Annotated in this window: 15 protein-coding genes; 3 read left to right on the plus strand and 12 right to left on the minus strand. The window is 63.8% G+C overall.

The features are described from left to right. Positions 1-116: 116 nt before the first annotated feature. The 4 genes from phnE (C5L14_RS08575) to phnC form a co-directional block, all read right to left on the minus strand. On the minus strand, positions 117-1,010 hold the full coding sequence (gene phnE / locus C5L14_RS08575; protein ID WP_105861621.1) for a phosphonate ABC transporter, permease protein PhnE: 894 nt from the start codon (positions 1,008-1,010) through the stop codon (positions 117-119). Further along, complete coding sequence (gene phnE, locus C5L14_RS08580) at positions 1,007-1,888, minus strand: phosphonate ABC transporter, permease protein PhnE (RefSeq protein WP_105861622.1); 882 nt, start codon at positions 1,886-1,888, stop codon at positions 1,007-1,009. The genes phnE (C5L14_RS08575) and phnE (C5L14_RS08580) overlap by 4 nt, the downstream gene beginning before the upstream one ends. A gap of 106 nt (positions 1,889-1,994) precedes the next feature. After that, positions 1,995-2,927 carry a phosphonate ABC transporter substrate-binding protein gene (gene phnD / locus C5L14_RS08585; RefSeq protein ID WP_105861623.1) on the minus strand — a complete coding sequence of 311 codons (933 nt, stop codon included), beginning with the start codon at positions 2,925-2,927 and terminating at the stop codon, positions 1,995-1,997. A gap of 61 nt (positions 2,928-2,988) precedes the next feature. Beyond that, a complete protein-coding gene (phnC, locus tag C5L14_RS08590; RefSeq protein WP_105861624.1) occupies positions 2,989-3,795 on the minus strand; it encodes a phosphonate ABC transporter ATP-binding protein in 807 nt (268 codons plus the stop codon). Positions 3,796-3,992: 197 nt separating this feature from the next. On the opposite strand from phnC, the gene C5L14_RS08595 reads away from it, so the two are divergent. Genes C5L14_RS08595 through C5L14_RS08605 form a run of 3 tightly spaced genes read left to right on the plus strand, consistent with a single transcriptional unit; the run spans position 3,993 to position 5,576 of the window. Continuing rightward, a complete protein-coding gene (locus C5L14_RS08595; protein ID WP_105861625.1) occupies positions 3,993-4,643 on the plus strand; it encodes a chloramphenicol acetyltransferase in 651 nt (216 codons plus the stop codon). Between the two features lie 4 nt (positions 4,644-4,647). Next, positions 4,648-5,106, plus strand: coding sequence for a MaoC family dehydratase (locus tag C5L14_RS08600; RefSeq protein ID WP_181161087.1), 459 nt, complete (start codon positions 4,648-4,650; stop codon positions 5,104-5,106). Further along, positions 5,103-5,576 carry a MaoC family dehydratase gene (locus C5L14_RS08605; protein WP_105861626.1) on the plus strand — a complete coding sequence of 158 codons (474 nt, stop codon included), beginning with the start codon at positions 5,103-5,105 and terminating at the stop codon, positions 5,574-5,576. The genes C5L14_RS08600 and C5L14_RS08605 overlap by 4 nt, the downstream gene beginning before the upstream one ends. 142 nt (positions 5,577-5,718) lie before the next feature. Here the strand turns inward: C5L14_RS08605 and C5L14_RS08610 are convergent, their stop codons facing one another. The 8 genes from C5L14_RS08610 to C5L14_RS08645 form a co-directional block, all read right to left on the minus strand. Continuing rightward, positions 5,719-6,414, minus strand: coding sequence for a class I SAM-dependent methyltransferase (locus C5L14_RS08610; protein WP_245443310.1), 696 nt, complete (start codon positions 6,412-6,414; stop codon positions 5,719-5,721). Then, entirely contained in the window at positions 6,411-7,691 is a 1,281-nt protein-coding gene (locus C5L14_RS08615) for a DUF3419 family protein (protein ID WP_105861627.1), read from the minus strand. Before C5L14_RS08615 ends, C5L14_RS08610 begins: the two co-directional genes overlap by 4 nt. Positions 7,692-7,805: 114 nt before the next feature. Then, complete coding sequence (locus tag C5L14_RS08620; RefSeq protein WP_105861628.1) at positions 7,806-9,455, minus strand: ABC transporter ATP-binding protein; 1,650 nt, start codon at positions 9,453-9,455, stop codon at positions 7,806-7,808. 114 nt (positions 9,456-9,569) lie between these two features. Continuing rightward, positions 9,570-10,694: an ABC transporter permease gene (locus C5L14_RS08625; protein WP_105861629.1), complete on the minus strand. Its 1,125-nt coding sequence runs from the start codon at positions 10,692-10,694 to the stop codon at positions 9,570-9,572. Then, positions 10,687-11,610 carry an ABC transporter permease gene (locus C5L14_RS08630; RefSeq protein WP_105861630.1) on the minus strand — a complete coding sequence of 308 codons (924 nt, stop codon included), beginning with the start codon at positions 11,608-11,610 and terminating at the stop codon, positions 10,687-10,689. Before C5L14_RS08630 ends, C5L14_RS08625 begins: the two co-directional genes overlap by 8 nt. Before the next feature lie 123 nt (positions 11,611-11,733). Further along, complete coding sequence (locus C5L14_RS08635) at positions 11,734-13,326, minus strand: peptide ABC transporter substrate-binding protein (RefSeq protein WP_105861631.1); 1,593 nt, start codon at positions 13,324-13,326, stop codon at positions 11,734-11,736. 609 nt (positions 13,327-13,935) lie between these two features. After that, positions 13,936-14,904, minus strand: coding sequence for a ribose-phosphate pyrophosphokinase (locus tag C5L14_RS08640; protein ID WP_105861632.1), 969 nt, complete (start codon positions 14,902-14,904; stop codon positions 13,936-13,938). A gap of 157 nt (positions 14,905-15,061) precedes the next feature. Then, the gene (locus C5L14_RS08645; RefSeq protein WP_105861633.1) at positions 15,062-16,210 is read right to left on the minus strand and encodes a M24 family metallopeptidase; all 1,149 of its coding nucleotides are present in this window, start codon (positions 16,208-16,210) and stop codon (positions 15,062-15,064) included. Positions 16,211-16,293: the final 83 nt, after the last annotated feature.

The following is a 16,293-nucleotide window of genomic DNA, read 5'->3' on the forward strand; positions in this document are numbered from 1 at the left end:
AAAATCCGGCCCAGTTCTTAAACCGTCTGGCTCCCTTTCGAAAGGCGAAAGGCAGGAATCGCCGGGGCAACCCTATGAAGCCTCTACGGTAATCCCGGACGCGCCATCGACAATCGTCAGGGTCTTTGCGGCTGGCCGATGATCGCGAGCCGCAGGCGCGACGAGATCACGTCGATGACGGCAACGGTGACCAGGATCATGAAGATCAGCACGCCGAGGGGCGGCAGATCGAGCACCCGCAGCAATTCGGCGAGATACTGCCCGACGCCGCCGGCCCCGACGATGCCGATGATGGTCGCCGAGCGCACATTGGATTCGAAGAAATAAAGCACCTGGCTTGCCATCACTGGGAGGACCTGCGGGATCAGGGCGAAGCGGATGCGGTGGATGCGGTTGCCGCCCGTGGAGAGCACGCCCTCGCTCGCCCTGTTGTCGGTGGTCTCGATCGCCTCGGAGAACAGCTTGCCCAAGGCGCCGAAGTCCACGCAGATGATGGCGAGAACGCCGGCAAAGGGACCGAGACCGACGACACCCACCCAGACGAGCGCCCAGATCAGCGCATCGACGGAGCGGATCACGTCGAGGCCGCGGCGCACCGCGAACCGGACGAACACATTGGGAATGACATTGCGGGCTGCCAGAAAGGCCACGGGTGCGGCCAGCACGGCCGCGGTGAGCGTGCCGGCAAAGGCGATGGCAAGCGTTTCGGCGAGAGCCTTGACGAAGAACCAGAACTTGCCCTCGTCGTTGGGCGGGAACATCTGCACCACGAAGGTGCCGAGACGGGAAAGACCGCTGAGGAACCGATCCGGCGTGACCTCGAGCCGGATCATGGCGACGACGGCAAGGGCGAGCAGGATGGCGATCACGCCGCCCGCCAGGAAACGCGTCCGCCAGGAAGTTTCGAAATGGGCGCGATGGCGGGCCGCGACGGAGGCGAGCCTTTCGGAACCGAGAGGGGGCAGCGGGCTTGCCGAATGCGGCGCCGGGCCGTTGACGCGGTTGTTCATGGTGTCGCCTCCTGACCGATCAGGCGGTGGCGCAGCTTTTCGGTGGCGAGGTCGATGATGAAGACGGTGACGATGATCATCAGCAAGATGGCACTGACGTCGGCATAGGCGAAGGTGCGGATGGCCACCAGGAGTTCCTGGCCGATGCCGCCCACGCCGATGAAACCCATCACCCCGGCCTCCCTGACATTGATCTCGAAGCGGAGCAGGGAATAGGAGGCAAAGTTCGGCAGGGTTTGCGGCATCACGGCAAAGCGTATGCTCTCCAACCAGGAGCCTCCGGTGGCGACAGTACCCTCGACCGGCTTCATGTCGACATTCTCGACGACTTCGGCAAACAGCTTGCCGAGCGCGCCCATGGTGTGGATGGCGAGCGCCAGCGCGCCGGCCATCGGTCCGGACTTGAAGGCGATCAGGAAGATCATGGCAAAGACGATGGTGGGTACCGTGCGGCAGAACTCGAGCCAGCGGCGGACCACGGCGCGCAGAAGCCGGCTACGCGTCAGGTTCGCGGCGGCCATGAAGCACAGGACGAAGGCGCCGAGCACGCCGAGCAGCGTGCCGAGATAGGCGACGAGCAGCGTATCACCGAGCAGCACCAGCCACTTGCCGAAGCCCCAATACCACTCCCTGACGTCGCCGGCGAAGTTGCCGAGACTGAGGGGCGGGGCGATACGGCTGAAGAAGGAGGTGAAGTTGCCGATATGCGTCCACAGGAAGCCCGGACGGATCGACGCCACATGCGCCGACAGAGCGTAGAGGGCGATGCCGGCTGCCACGGCGAGCCAGATCCGTCGCTTCCTGACGGCAACAGTTGCCTGATAGGCCTGCAGCAAGGCCCTGGCCTGCGCCTCCGGCAGACTATTGATAGCCGGCAATGTTATATCCTCCTGCCTGGACGAGCCGGCGGCCCTCGGTGAAACCCGCCTGTGCAAAGGGCGCGCACCTTGCAGTGCGCGCCCTCTCTTGTGGTCGTGACTGGCCTTACTGGGTCTTGCGGAGCGTGTCGTTGAATTTCACCATGTCGACGATCGGCTGGTATTCCTTGGCGCTGATCGCGGTGAGTTCGAGATCCTTGCCGTCAGAAAGCTTGTCGAAATTGGCCTTGTCGTTCTTGGCGTAGTCGATCAGCGCGGTGGCGATCTTCTTCTTCAGCTCGTCGGGCAGGGAGGCAAGCACCGTATAGGGCCCCTCGGGCAGGAAGGGGGTCTTGTAGATGATGCGGAAGTCGGCCTTGGTCATCGGGGTGCCGTCATCCTTCTTGAGGATGCCGCGGCTGAGCATGCGGGTGAGATTGGAATCGTCTTCCGAGTTCCAGCTGTTGGCCGCGGCGTCGGCGGTACCCTGGGCGAGGGCGAGCACCGCATTGTCATGGCTGCCGGCGAAGACGACGGAGGAGAAGAACTTGTCGACGTCGATGCCCTGGCTGTGCAGGCCGAAGCGCGGCGCATTGTTGCCGGAGGTCGAGTTGGGATCGACCAAGGCCAGCTTCTTGCCCTTGAGATCCTCGATGGTCTTGTAGGGGCTGTCGGCTTTCACATAGATCACGGAGTAGTAGCCGGTGAGGCCGTTGTTGTGGCGGGGAACGGCGACCGGCTCGGTGGCGACGCCGGTGATGATGGCGCGGGCATAGGAAGCCGGGCCATACCAGGCGATCTGGGCAAAGCCGGCGCGCTGGGCCTCGATCACCGCCGCATAGTCGTTGGCGATGTTGAGTTTGACCGGCACGCCGACCTGCTTGGCGATGTAGTCGGCCAGCGGCTGGTAGCGGTCATTGGTGGTGGAGGCGTTTTCGGCCGGGATGACGGCGAGCGTCAGTTCCGGATACTGGGCCTTCCAGTCCTCGGCATGGGCGGCGCTGGCGGCAAAGCTCATGGCTGCTGCGGCAAGGCCGAGCAGCGTGCGGCGCGAAAGCATAGGTCTCTCCTGTCGGAAACGATTTGTTCTTGCGGCTCTGAAAGAGAGCGAAGCCGGCCTGTCAGGCGGCGGCGCTGGCAGGGCGAGCCTGACCTGCCCATTTCACGTCGGCATCGGCGTCCATCACCTCGCCGGCCTCGAGGCCGTAAAGATCACGCGCGGCATCGGCCGTCAGCGCCGCGGGGGCCCCGTCGAACACCACCCGGCCGGCGGACATGCCGATCAGGCGGTCGCAATAGCCGCGGGCGAGATCGAGCGAATGGAGGTTGCAGATGACGGTGATGCCGAAATGCTTGTTGATGCGTAAGAGCGCATCCATCACGACCTTGGTATTGCGCGGGTCGAGCGAGGCGATCGGCTCGTCCGCCAGGATGATCGAGGGTTCCTGCACCAGGGCACGGGCGATCGCCACGCGCTGCTGCTGGCCGCCGGACAGGCTGTCGGCACGCTGGCCGGCGAGATTGGCGATGTCGAACTGCTCCAGCGCGGCGAGCGCCATGGCCTTGTCTTCAAGGCCCCAGAGCTGCAGCACGGCGCTGGCCGTCGAGACCTTGTTGAGGCGGCCCATCAGCACATTGGTGAGCACGTCGAGGCGCCCGATCAGGTTGAACTGCTGGAAGATCATGGCGCAACGCGCGCGCCAGTCCCGCAAGGCCTGCCCGCGCAGGGCCGTGACATCGACGCCGTCGAAGGAGATCGTGCCTTCGCTCGGGTCGACGAGGCGGTTCAACATGCGCAGCAATGTCGACTTGCCGGCCCCCGAACGCCCGATCACACCGATGAAGGCGCCGGGCGCAATTTCCAGATTCACATCGGCGACAGCCGTCTTGCCGCCGAAGCGCCTGGAAACTCCTTTGATCGCCAGCATGAACAGATCCCTTCTCGTGCAGGTTTCCGGAGTCGGTAACGCCGGGCCATTACAGAGGGATGGCAGTTCAATGATGTTTCGGTGACGATCCCCCGCGGATGTCGCGGGCAATTGCGACAGGCCGGGGGCGCAGATCGTTTCTTGTCATGGCGCTGTCGCAGGAGAATGGGAAGCAGGGGGCTTTCCAGCACCGGTGAATTGCCTTGCCAAAACTCAGCCCCACGCCTTTCGTCGACCCGACCGCTTCGATTTCAGCGAGCCGGCTCGGGCGCTACACCGAGGTGGGTCCGCGGACCAGCCTGACCGAAGTCGAGCTCGGCGACTATTCCTATGTCGTCAACGATGCGGACATCGCCTACAGCCATATCGGCCGTTTCGTCTCCATCGCGGCCCATACGCGCATCAATCCGGGCAATCACCCGATGGCCCGAGCAAGCCAGAGCCATTTCAGCTATCGCGCCTCGGCCTATTTCGAAGGCGAGGAGGACGAAGCGGATTTTTTCGCCTGGCGACGGCAGCACGGCGTCGATATCGGCCATGATGTCTGGATCGGCCACGGGGCGATCGTGCTGGCGGGGCGCCGCATCGGCAACGGCGCCGTGGTAGGGGCGGGCGCGGTGGTCACCCGCGACGTCGAGGCCTATGCCGTCGTCGCCGGCAATCCGGCGCGGCCGATCCGCCGCCGTTTCGAGGGCGCGATTGCCGACCGCCTGCAGGCCCTGGCCTGGTGGGACTGGCCGCACGAGGCACTGCGCATGGCCCTTCCGGACTTCCGCAATCTGCGGATCGAAGCCTTCCTCGACAAGTATGAGGCTCTTGCCGTTGAGGGCCTAATCGGTCCATCCTGAGGGCATGGCTGATACATTGCTCCATTTTGAAGATTTCCCCGTCGGCGAGATCGCGACCTACGGGTCGTACAAGCTGACGCGCGAGGCCATCCTCGCCTTCGCCAGGGAATATGACCCCCAGCCGTTTCATCTCGACGAGGAGGCGGCAAAAAGCACCATGCTGGGCGGGCTGGCCGCTTCCGGCTGGCATGCCTGCTGCATTTTGATGCGGCTCAACTGCGATGGCTTCATGCTCACCTCCACCTCGATGGGCGCGCCGGGCATTGACGAGGTCAAGTGGCTGGCGCCGCTTCGGCCGGATGTCACGCTGAGCGTTCGCCGCACGACCCTGGAAGCCCGTGTCTCCAAGAGCCGCCCGGAAATGGGCCTGGTGAAGTTCCTGTTCGAATTGATCGCAGACGACAAGACGGTGGTGACTACCCAAACCGGCTCCATCATGTTCGGCCGGAGGCAGGCGGCATGAAATATTTCGAGGATCTTGCCGTCGGCGATACCGACGAGATCGGCGCCTTCACCTTTTCGGCCGAGAACATCAAGCGCTTTGCGGCCCTCTACGATCCCCAGCCCTTTCATGTCGACGAGGCCGCGGCCGCGGCCAGCCATTTCGGCGGCCTGGTGGCGTCGGGCTGGCAGGTTGCCGCTGTCTGGATGAAGCTCCTGGTGGCACATCAGGAGGTCGAAATCGCCAGGGCGCGCCAGCTCGGCAAGCCGGTGGTCAAACTCGGCCCGTCACCCGGCTTTCGCAACATGGTCTGGGCCAGGCCGGTGCGCGCCGGCGATACGCTGCGCTACAGCGTGGAAGTTACCGGCAAGAAGGAGAGTGCCTCCCGGCCCGAATGGGGCATCGTCTCCATGCTGAGCTCGGCGCTCAACCAGCATGGCGAGCAGGCTTTCCGCTTCGAAGGCACCGTCTTTTGGGAAAGGCGCGGGTAGAGCTCACATAAACGAACGGGTCGAAATGGCTCGGCCTTTGTCATTGCCGGGCTTGACCCGGCAATCCAGTTCCTCCGTCCAGACGGCGAGGAAGAGGCGGCTGGATGCCCGGGTTAAGCCCGGGCATGACAAAGCCGGTGTTTCAATTACTTCTGGGCAATGGCGAAAGCCGGGCCGAACTGTGAGGCCGCTCCAGCTCCGCATAGAACGCGTAGCCGCGGTAGAGGTCCCTGGTCCGGAGCTGCAGGTCCCCGCGGCTTGCGAGATTCGCCAGAGCTGCCGGCAATGCGGCGATCGGATGGACGTGGAAGCGCGCCAGCCAGGCAAAGAGCGCTCGCTTGAACCAGCGCGGCAGGCCCTCCTGCTGGCCGAAATCCACGATCAGAAGCCGGCCGCCCGGTTCCAGGGCTGCGGCGGCCCGCTCCAGCACCGCCTGCCAGTCGGGGATCATCGAGAGCGTATAGGAGATATAGATGCGCTCGAAGCCTTTGCGCCCGAATTGCTCGGGCGAAAAGCGGGTGGCATCGGCCTGGGCCACGGTGACACGGGGCAGCCCATTGCGGTCCAGCGCATGCCGCGCCGTTTCGAGCATAGCGGTCGAAATGTCGAAGCCGGAGAGCGGCGTGGCGGGGTAGCGCCTGGCCACGGCGATGAGGTTGCGGCCGGTGCCGCAGCCGATTTCGAGAATGGCATCGCCGGCGGCCGGCTTGAGCGAGGCGATCAGCTGGTCCCGGCCGAGCAGGTAATATTTGCGCGTGAGATCGTAGATGTAGCGCTGGTGGCGATAGATCCGGTTCATCGCCGCCGCGGCATCGCCCGTCTGCATCTCGATGCTCAATGGAGGGCTCGCAGCTCATAGAGATGGAAGCCGCCATAGATGGCGGAGCGGTCGCGCGCGGTCCAGGCCCGGCACCGCTCGCGGTCATAGGACCACCGCGCCAGCAGGTCGGCGGGAATGCGGCCCGGCAGCAGGCTTTCCTCGGCCGCGGTGCGGAAGATCACGCGGGCGCCGGGACGGGCCGTCCGGGTGATTTCGCTCCACAGCTTGGTGAGGATGACATCGGTCATCCAGTCCTGGGCGTCGAGCAGCACATAGGCGTCGAGACTGGCCGCCGGCTGGGCCTTGAGATGGTCGATCAAATTGACGTGGCGGACCTCGATGCGGTCGGCGCGCCCGCGCACGGCCTCATAGGCGGCCTGCTGGAGATAGGGCGGCACCGGCCCGTCGCCATCGGGCTTGTAGCCGCGGCCGAAGGCCTGCCAGGCGAAGTAATTGTCCTTGAGGTCGAAGTCGCAGGCCAGGCGCTCCAGCCTTTCGCGCAGCACGTCGGCGATACCTTCGCCGTCGCCCGCGGCGCCGGCCAGGGCGTCATACTGCTCCGGCGGGATGCCGAGGCCGTAGAGCGAGGCCCTGCGACGGGTAAGCCATTTGATATGAGGGCGATCGAACAGGGGAGCGATGCGCTCGTCGAAGACGCGGCGCTGCTCGGCGAGGTCGCGGGCGGCGAGCAGGTCGGCCGGATCGATGCGGTGCAGCCGCCCGATCAGATGTCCCAAGCCGATGAAACGGCCGAGCAGGCCGTAGCGATAGAGGTTCTTGCCGAAATAGCCGATGCGGCGGCGCCCGAGCAGGTCACGGCCGTCCCAATAGGCGCGTGTCTCGGCATCGAGATGGGTGCGCAGCGCCGTCTCGTAGATCGAAATGTTGCGGCGCTGCCCGGCTCGCGCAAAGAAATCGTAGAAGGCGGCATGATCGGGCAGGTGCCGGGCAGCCGCGATCTTGAGGCGGTTGAGTGCGATGTGGTGGCGGTTGAGATCGACGGCGGTGATCGCGGCCGGACCGGCCTTGAGATAGCTCATCACATTGCAGCCGCCCGAGGCGATGGCGACCAGCCGGTCGTCGGGCTTGAGAGCCAGCGCCTCCATGTCGATCTCGGGATCTTCCCAGATCTGGGCATAGACGAGGCCGCTGAAAGCCAGGGTGAAGAGCCGGTCCTGCAAGCCACGCAGCGACAGCAGCCGATGGTGTTCGACGGCCTGCTTGACATGGCCGTTCCTTGGCTGGCGCTGACCCTTGGCTCGAGCTTGCGCCCCGATGCTGTTCACATCCGTCATCCCCAGCCGCTCCTTTGTCGAATCCAGGTTGCGAGTTGGGAGTCGCGGATAAGACCTTGGGATGACGGGGGGATGACAGGAGTGGGCTAAAGCGACGTGGAGGCGACGGATCCGTCAGGCCGCACCCGTTGCCCCCACACGCTCCTGGCCGAGTGCCGCCGCCATCAGGGTCTGGGTATAGGCCTCGCGCGGCGCATCGAAGATCTGGGCGGTGGCGCCTTCCTCCACGATGCGGCCCTCCTTCATCACGACGACATAGTCGGACAAGGCCCTTACAACCGAAAGGTCGTGGCTGATGAAGAGGTAGGACAGGCCATGCGTCGCCTGCAGCTCGCGCAGCAGTTCGACGATCTGCTTCTGCACCGAGCGATCGAGCGCCGAGGTCGGCTCGTCCAGCACCACCACCTTGGGCTTGAGGATCATGGCGCGTGCGATGGCGATGCGCTGGCGCTGGCCGCCCGAGAATTCGTGCGGATAGCGGTTTCGCGCCATAGGATCGAGCCCGACCTCGGTCAGGGCCTGGACGGCCCGCCTGTCCCGCTCGGCAGCCGACAGGCCGGGCTCATGCACCCTCAAGCCTTCGGTGATGATGGATCCCACGGACATGCGGGGGGAAAGCGAGCCATAGGGGTCCTGGAACACCAGTTGCAGGGCTCGCCGCAGCGGGCGCATCTCGAGCACGCTCGCTCGCGAGATGTCCCGGCCATCGAAACGGACGTTGCCTTGGGCGGAATTCATCCGCAGCAGGGCACGCCCCAGGGTCGACTTGCCCGACCCCGATTCCCCCACGATACCGATGGTCTGCCCCTGCTGCAGGCGCAGGGAAACATCATCCACCGCCTTCAGATCCATGGCCTTGTGGCCGCCGAACAGGCTGCCGCTGAGATGATAGGTGACCCGGATGTTGCGACCCTCCAGCAGCACCGGGGCATCGGGGCGGGGCGGGTCCTTATGGCCCGACGGCTCGGCCGCCAGCAGCATCCTGGTGTAGTCGTGCCGGGGATTGTCGAAAACCTCCTGCGTGGTGCCGGTCTCCACCACCTCGCCGCGGCGCATGACATAGACACGATCGGCAAACCGCCGGACGATGTTGAGGTCGTGGCTGATGAAGACGATTGACATGCCCAGGCGCTGCCGGAGCTCGGCGAGCAGGGACAGGATCTGCGCCTGCACGGTGACGTCGAGCGCGGTGGTCGGTTCGTCCGCGATCAGCAGGTCGGGATCGTTGGCGAGCGCCATGGCGATCATCACGCGCTGGCGCTGGCCACCCGACATCTCATGGGGATAGGCATCGACCCGCCGCTCGGGATGGGGAATGCCCACGAGCTTGAACAGCTCCACCACCTTCTTGCGGGCTTCCTTGTAGCTGCCGCCGCGGTGATGGACGATCGGCTCTGCCACCTGGCGCCCGACCCTGTAGAGCGGGTCTAGCGAGGTCATCGGCTCCTGGAAGATCATGGTGATCTTGTCGCCGCGTATCTTGTTGAGCTCCTTCGCCGGCAGGCCGATCAACTGCCTGCCGCGATATTTGGCCGATCCCCGCACCTGGCCGTTGCCGGCCAGCAGGCCCATCAGGGCCATCATGGTCTGGCTCTTGCCGGACCCCGATTCGCCCACGATGGCGACGGTCTCGCCGCGCTTCACCGTGAGGTCGATGCCCTTGACGGCCTTGACCGTCCCATCGGGGGTACTGAAGTCGACCTCCAGGCCGCTGACGTCGAGGAGGGTGTCGATCGTGCCCTGGTCCGAGAGTGTCTGTTGCATCGGGCTTCCCTTGAGCAAAATGCGGCTAGGCCGAACCGCCCCCGCGTTTTTTTAACGTGTTGATATCGGCAGCATTTTGCGGTTCAAAGTGCCTCCGTCTGAAAGAAAAACGCTCTAGCGATCCTTAGGGTCGAAGGCGTCGCGCAGGCCGTCGCCGATGAAATTGAGGCAGAACAGGGTGGTGACCAGGAAAATGGCCGGGCAGATCAGGAGGTAGGGGGCCGCCTCCATGGAATCGGCGCCTTCCTTGATCAGCGCGCCCCAGCTGGTGAGCGGCGCCTGCACGCCGAGGCCCAGGAAGGAGAGGAAGCTCTCGAGCAGGATGATGCGGGGGATGCGCACCGTCAGGAACACCAGCACCGGGCTCAGCGTGTTGGGAATGATGTGGCGGCGGATCACCGCCCCTTCGCTGAGCCCCAGGGCATGGGCCGCCGAGATGAAGTCGCGCCGCTTCAGCGACAGGGTCTGGCCCCGCACGATACGGGCCATGTCCAGCCATTCGATGGCGCCGATGGCGACGAAGATCAGCCAGAAGTCGCGCCCGAAGGAGGCCACCAGCAGGATGACGAAGAACATGAACGGGAGCGAATAGAGAATCTCGACGAAGCGCATCATCAGATTGTCGGTGCGCCCGCCGATATAGCCCGACACGGCGCCATAGGTGACGCCGATGACGAGACTGACCAGGCTGGCGAGCAGACCGACGAGCAGCGAGACCTGGCCGCCGATCATGATACGGGTCATGAGATCGCGGCCATTGCCATCCGTGCCCAGCAGGAAATACTGGCCATTGATGTCGCCCTGCATGACGACCGTGCGGCCATCGTCGCGGGTTTCGCTGACCTTGGTGTTCCGGAACTCGTCGATGCGGTCGACATAGCGGGTGGCGCGCGGATCGATTGCCCGGCTCGACGTCAATGTCGCCGTGAACTGGGTGCCCGAAGTTTCGAAGGACTGCACCTGCAGACGGGCCTGGGAAGCCGCCCGCTTCATGGCCTCCTCGAGCGTGGCGTGCTTGGGATAGGGCGAGAGGCTGGGGGGAACCTTGACGTAGGATCCATAGACCTGGTCGTAGCCATGGGGCGAGAAGAACGGGCCCAGCACGGAAAAGAGCACGATGGCCGTAAACACGAACAGGCTGACCATGGCGGCCTTGTTGCGGCGAAGGCGCAGCCAGGCAAGTTCGAAAAGGCTGCGGCTGCGGGGGAGCGTATCAGGAGCCAGGATTGTCTCAGTCATGGCGCACCCTCGGATCGAGCCAGGCATAGATGAGGTCGACGATCAGGTTGAAGACGATGATGAAGACCGAAACCAGCACCACGGTCCCCATCACCAGCGTGTAGTCGCGGTTGAGGGCGCCCTCGACGAAATCCTTGCCGACACCGGGAATGCCGAAGACCTTCTCGACCACCACCGAACCCGTCAGCAGCGAGGCGGCGGCGGGAGCAAGATAGGTGACGATCGGCAGGATGCCGGCGCGCATCGCATGGGCAATGATGGTCAGCTTGGCGGGCAGGCCATAAGCCTTGGCTGTGCGGATATGGTCGGCATGCAGGGCTTCCAGCATGGAGCCGCGCATCAGGCGGGCAAAGGTCGCCAGCTCCGGCAGCGCCAGCGTGATCATCGGCAGCAGCAAATAACTGAACGAACCGTCGCCCCAGCTTCCGGTCGGCAGCCAATGCAGGATTTGTCCGAAGACGAGGGCAAGGACCGGGCCGATGACGAAATTGGGAATGGTGATGCCGATATTGCCGATCGCGGTTACGGCAACATCCACAATCGAATTCTGGCGCAGCGCAGCAATGGTTCCGATCAGAATCCCGCCGACGACCGCCAGGAGCAGCGCCATACTGCCGAGCTGCAAGGAATATGGCAGTTTTTGGAGTATGATTTCAGAGACCGTATAGTCGCGATAGACATAGCTGGGGCCAAAATCGCCGTGCAATACGTTCCAGATGTAGCTTAGATATTGTTGCCATACCGGGTCATCGAGATGATAGACCCGGTTGAGGTTTTCCATGGTCTGCGGCGGCAGGGGGCGGGCGAGATTGAAAGGCCCCCCCGGCACCTGGCGCATCAGGAAAAAGGAGAGCGTGACGATCACGAAAAGGGTCGGGATCGCGCTCGCCAGACGCTTCAGCACGAATGAAAGCATGACATTGCCTCGGATTGGCTGTCCGCGAAGCGTTCAGGCCCGGCATCAGCGAGGCGAGCACGCTTCTCCAGCCGTGGATGAGAGGCAGGAGGGCGGGCCTCCTGCCGTCTCACATGCGGCATTTCATTCCTTGGTGAGGAAACGCGTGCCGTGGTGGTTGGCGAGGTTGTCGTGCCAGCCCTTGATCTTTTTGGAGACCAGCCAGGGATCGTTATAGACCAGCAGAGGCGTGACGGAGGCGTCGCGCAGCAGCATGGCTTCCGCGTCGTGCAGGATCTGCATGCGCTTGGCCACATCCCGTTCGGTGAAGGACTTGGCCATCAGGGCATCGAATTCGGGATTGTTGTAGTGACCGTAGTTGAAGACCTTGTTGGTGGAGACGCCCAGGGTCAGGAAGTTCTCCGGATCGGCATAGTCCGCGACCCAGCCGGCCCGGGTGACGTCGAAGCTGTTGCCTTGCTGCAGATAGGCGTAGTGGGATTTGAGATCGGAATTGAGCATGGTGACCTCGGCGCCGAGGCCCTTCCACATGTCGGCGATCGCCGTGGCGACCTTCTTCCAATTCTCGTTGGTGTTGTAGCGGATCTCGATCTTGAGCGGCTTGCCGCCCGGCCCGTAGCCAGCTTCCTTCAGGAGCTCCTTGGCCTTGTCCTCGCGGTCGAGCTGAGGCGTGTCGGCGAAATCGGCCTTGGCCGGCGTGTAGTTGGCGATACCCTCCGGGATCCAGCTGTAGAGCGGCTGATAGACACCGTTCAGCACCTCATTGGCCAGGAAGTCACGGTCGATCGCCATGGCGAAGGCTCGTCGAACCCGGATGTCGTCAAAGGGCGGCTTGCGGGTGTCGAAGGCGTAATATTCGCTCGACGTCGATGGCGAGACGTGAACCTCGTCGCCGACCTTTTCCTGCAGGAACTTGCGCTGATCGGCCTGGAATTGATAGGCGAGGTCGAGTTCCCCGGCCAGGAAGCGGCGCTGGATGGCGGCTTGGTCCTCGCTCGGATAGGCGACGACGCGATCGATCTTCACATTGGCCGCGCCCCAGTAGTTGGGGTTCTTGACGAAGGTGAGGTGATCGCCGGGCACCTGCTCGGTGACCATATAGGCGCCGTTCGACACCAGCTTGCCCGCCTTGGCGAAATCGCGGCCATATTTCTCGACATTGGCCTTGTTCACCGGCACGACGCTTTGATGCGTCAGGAGTTCGGGAAAGAACGGGATGGGGCTTTCCAGGGTGATTTCCAGCGTGCCGGCATCGATGGCCTTGACGCCGAGTGTATCGGGCGCCGCCTTGCCGGTGTTCACCGCCTGGGCGTTCTTGATCGGATAGGCGAGGCTGGCATATTCGCCGGCTTCCTTGGGATCGAGATTGCGCCGGAAGCTATAGACGAAATCGTCCGCCGTGACCGGATCGCCGTTCGACCACTTGGCGTTGGATCTCAATTTGAAGGTGTAGACGAGCCCGTCCGGCGAGACCGTCCAGCTTTCGGCAACGCCGGGAACCACCTTGCCGCTGCCGTCATAGGAGGTGAGCCCCTCGTAAAGGTCGTCGATGATGAACTGCTCGATATTGGTGGTGGTGTGGATGGGATCGAGCGATTGAGGTTCGCCGCCCAGACCCTTGTTCAGCACGGTTTCGGCCGAGGCCGACAAGGCCGTGCCGCTGAGCAAGCCCACGGCGAGCAATGCGCCGAACAAACGCGTTTTCAAGGCTGTCATTCTGATGTCCCCTCTGAAGCCAGTTGTTCCGGCTATTGGTTGAAGGCCGGCAGTAAAGGCCCTCGCATTCGCTACGGCAACCCGCGATTTTCGACGGGGAGAGGAAGGGTAGAGCTGCTCGGCCCGCGTGCAGGGGGATAGTATGGCGAGCGGTATAGTGATCGTCTGAAAATTGCGAATAGCCGGGACACGACGCAATATTCGTCATAACCGACCGCGCTTTGTGTCCCTCGCATTGCGGAGACTGATGGAATTCAGCTCTGGCTGAAATATGGGGATAAGCCGTGCACAACCTGGCCGCGAGGAGCGCGACAGGAGCCGGGCATTGCCGAGCGCTGCGCAAATGGGAGCATGCTCAGCGCTTCTTCCGGGTGTTGCGGATAAGATGCCCATAGGCGCCAACTTAGTGGAGTTTGGCGCGTGTCTGGTGGGTCGATCTCCAGATCGACCATCCTGGAAACGCCGTGCTTGCAGGGTGGGAAAATTCCGATCTGGAGATCGGCACACCGCGTTTCGGGCGCCTCTACTCGCTAAGTCGGGCTATGAGCAAGATGCCCGTGCACCCCGAATGCGTCGCCGCCGTTAGGCCGGATTCAGAGCCGCGCCCGATCAGTTGAACAGGCTGGAAACGCTCTCTTCATGCGCGGTGCGGCCGATGGCTTCGCCGATGAGCGGCGCGATCGAGATGACGCGGATGTTCTGGGCCACGCGTACCGCCTCGGTCGGCATGATCGAGTCGGTGATCACCAATTCGCGCAGCTTGGAGGAGGCGATACGGGCGACTGCGCCGCCCGAAAGCACGCCATGGGTGATATAGGCCAGCACGTCCTTGGCGCCGCGCTCCAGCAAGGCCTCGGCGGCGTTCACCAGCGTGCCGCCGGAATCGATGATGTCGTCGATCAGGATGCAGGTGCGGCCCTTGACGTCGCCGATCACGTTCATGACCTCGCTCTCGCCGGCGCGCTCGCGGCGCTTGTCGACGATGGCGAGAGGGGCATCGATGCGCTTGGCGAGAGCGCGGGCGCGCACCACGCCGCCGACGTCGGGCGAGACCACCATGAGCTTGTCCAGCTCCATGCGGGCCTTGATGTCTCGCTCCATCACCGGTGCGGCAAAAAGATTGTCGGTGGGAATGTCGAAGAAGCCCTGGATCTGCCCGGCATGCAGGTCGAGGGTCAGCACCCGGTCGGCGCCGGCATGGGTGATCAGGTTGGCGACCAGCTTGGCCGAGATCGGCGTGCGGCCGGAAGCGCGGCGATCCTGCCGGGCATAGCCGAAATAGGGGATCACCGCCGTGATGCGCCGGGCCGAGGAGCGGCGCAGGGCATCGGTGATGATCAGCAGCTCCATCAGATGGTCGTTGGTGGGGAAGGAGGTCGACTGGATGACGAAGACGTCCGCACCGCGGACATTTTCCTGAATCTCGACGAAGATCTCCATGTCGGCGAACCGCCGCACCGAGCACTTGGTCAGAGGGGTCTTCAGATAGGTCGCAATCGATTCGGCCAGTGCACGATTCGAATTGCCGGCGACGAGCTTGATCTCGCCCGAACCGTGGCCCCTGTCACCTGCCGCCATGAAGCCGGCTCCCACTTTGAGAAAAATGCACCCGGCTCTTAGCAATTGACCGCCCCGCATACAATGGGGGCGTCACAAGGAGTTCACACTTGCATGGCTGGAATGCGTGCAGATTGGGATGATTTTCCGCTGTTCCGGTGCCCGGATGCCATCCGGATCAGCGCATCTGCAGTCCGGCATCGGCCCCGTTCAGCACCTCGCTGCCATTCTCGGTGGTCAGGCTGGTACGCCCGAGGCACATGGCGGTGCCGCTGTCGGAATCCATCAGGATCATATGGGCGAACATCACCATGCCCGGCTCCAGCACCCAGTCATTGCCCTCATAGAACATCGGCTTGTCCATCCAGGATGGGGTGAACTTGGCGCCGAGAGAATAGCCGCAGGCGGCAAGCCGGTGCTCCTCCAGCCCATGCGAATCCATCACCCGGGCATGGGCGGCGAAGACGTCGCCGGCGGTGCGTCCCGGCCGGATCTCGGCCTCGCAGGCGAGCAGGGCCTCATGCGCGGCGGTGTAGAGTTCGCTGTGACGCGGCGAGACGTCCCCCACGGTGATCGTGCGCATCAGCGCCGCGTGGTAGTGCCTGTAGACGCCGGCGAATTCCAGCGTGATCTGGTCGCGCTCGGCGAGCTTGCGGCGGCCGCTCTTGTAGCGGCAGAGCAGGGCGTCGCGTCCCGAGCCGATGATGAATTCATTGGCCGGATAGTCGCCGCCAGCCGAGAAGATGGCATTGTGCTGGGCCGCGAGGATGTCGCCCTCGTCGGCGCCCGAAAACACGGCGGCGATGCCCGCCGCGTCGGCGGCGTCCGAGAGGCGGGCCGCTTCGCGCACATAGGCGATTTCGGCGGCCGATTTGACGGCCCTGAGATGGGGGACGACATCGGAGGCATCGACCAGTTCGAAGTCGCCGGCAAAGGCGGCCTCCAGCTTGCGGCCATTGGCATGGGTGAGGCCGTAGGAATCGAATTCCACGCCGATGCGCCCGCTGCTCACGCCGAGATCGCGGGCCATGTCGAGCAGCTGCTGGGCCGGCGTCGCATCCTTGCGATCGGTCCAGATGCGGATATCGGTGAGGATGGAGGTGTGCTGGGCCTGGCGCAGATCCGCCGTGCGGGTGAGCAGCGCCATCGTGCCGTCGGCCCGCACCAGCAGGGACTGGAAGAAGCAGAAGCCGAATGTGTCGTAGCCGGTCAGCCAATACATGCTCTCCTGGGCGAAGAGCAGCATGGCATCGAATTTTTGCGCGGCCATAGCCGCCTGCAGGCGCTTCAGGCGCGCAGCGAATTCATCCGTCGAGAAATGCAGCATGGCAGATCCTGCCTCGAAGCTTGTTGCCAAAGCGTTTTGCGGTTTGGTCGTTTCACCAGGAATCGCAAAGACGCGTCGAACCA

The organism is Labrys okinawensis (genome assembly GCF_002982075.1).
GTDB lineage: Bacteria > Pseudomonadota > Alphaproteobacteria > Rhizobiales > Labraceae > Labrys > Labrys okinawensis_A.

Excerpts from the sequence above, each read along its gene's own strand:
- phnD (WP_105861623.1), bottom strand. The coding sequence starts at position 2,927 with ATGCTTTCGCGCCGCACGCTGCTCGGCCTTGCCGCAGCAGCCATGAGC.
- C5L14_RS08625 (WP_105861629.1), bottom strand. The coding sequence starts at position 10,694 with ATGACTGAGACAATCCTGGCTCCTGATACGCTCCCCCGCAGCCGCAGC.
- C5L14_RS08605 (WP_105861626.1), top strand. The coding sequence starts at position 5,103 with ATGAAATATTTCGAGGATCTTGCCGTCGGCGATACCGACGAGATCGGC.
- C5L14_RS08615 (WP_105861627.1), bottom strand. The coding sequence starts at position 7,691 with ATGACGGATGTGAACAGCATCGGGGCGCAAGCTCGAGCCAAGGGTCAG.
- phnE (WP_105861621.1), bottom strand. The coding sequence starts at position 1,010 with ATGAACAACCGCGTCAACGGCCCGGCGCCGCATTCGGCAAGCCCGCTG.
- C5L14_RS08600 (WP_181161087.1), top strand. The coding sequence starts at position 4,648 with ATGGCTGATACATTGCTCCATTTTGAAGATTTCCCCGTCGGCGAGATC.
- C5L14_RS08620 (WP_105861628.1), bottom strand. The coding sequence starts at position 9,455 with ATGCAACAGACACTCTCGGACCAGGGCACGATCGACACCCTCCTCGAC.
- C5L14_RS08635 (WP_105861631.1), bottom strand. The coding sequence starts at position 13,326 with ATGACAGCCTTGAAAACGCGTTTGTTCGGCGCATTGCTCGCCGTGGGC.
- C5L14_RS08630 (WP_105861630.1), bottom strand. The coding sequence starts at position 11,610 with ATGCTTTCATTCGTGCTGAAGCGTCTGGCGAGCGCGATCCCGACCCTT.
- C5L14_RS08645 (WP_105861633.1), bottom strand. The coding sequence starts at position 16,210 with ATGCTGCATTTCTCGACGGATGAATTCGCTGCGCGCCTGAAGCGCCTG.
- phnC (WP_105861624.1), bottom strand. The coding sequence starts at position 3,795 with ATGCTGGCGATCAAAGGAGTTTCCAGGCGCTTCGGCGGCAAGACGGCT.
- C5L14_RS08640 (WP_105861632.1), bottom strand. The coding sequence starts at position 14,904 with ATGGCGGCAGGTGACAGGGGCCACGGTTCGGGCGAGATCAAGCTCGTC.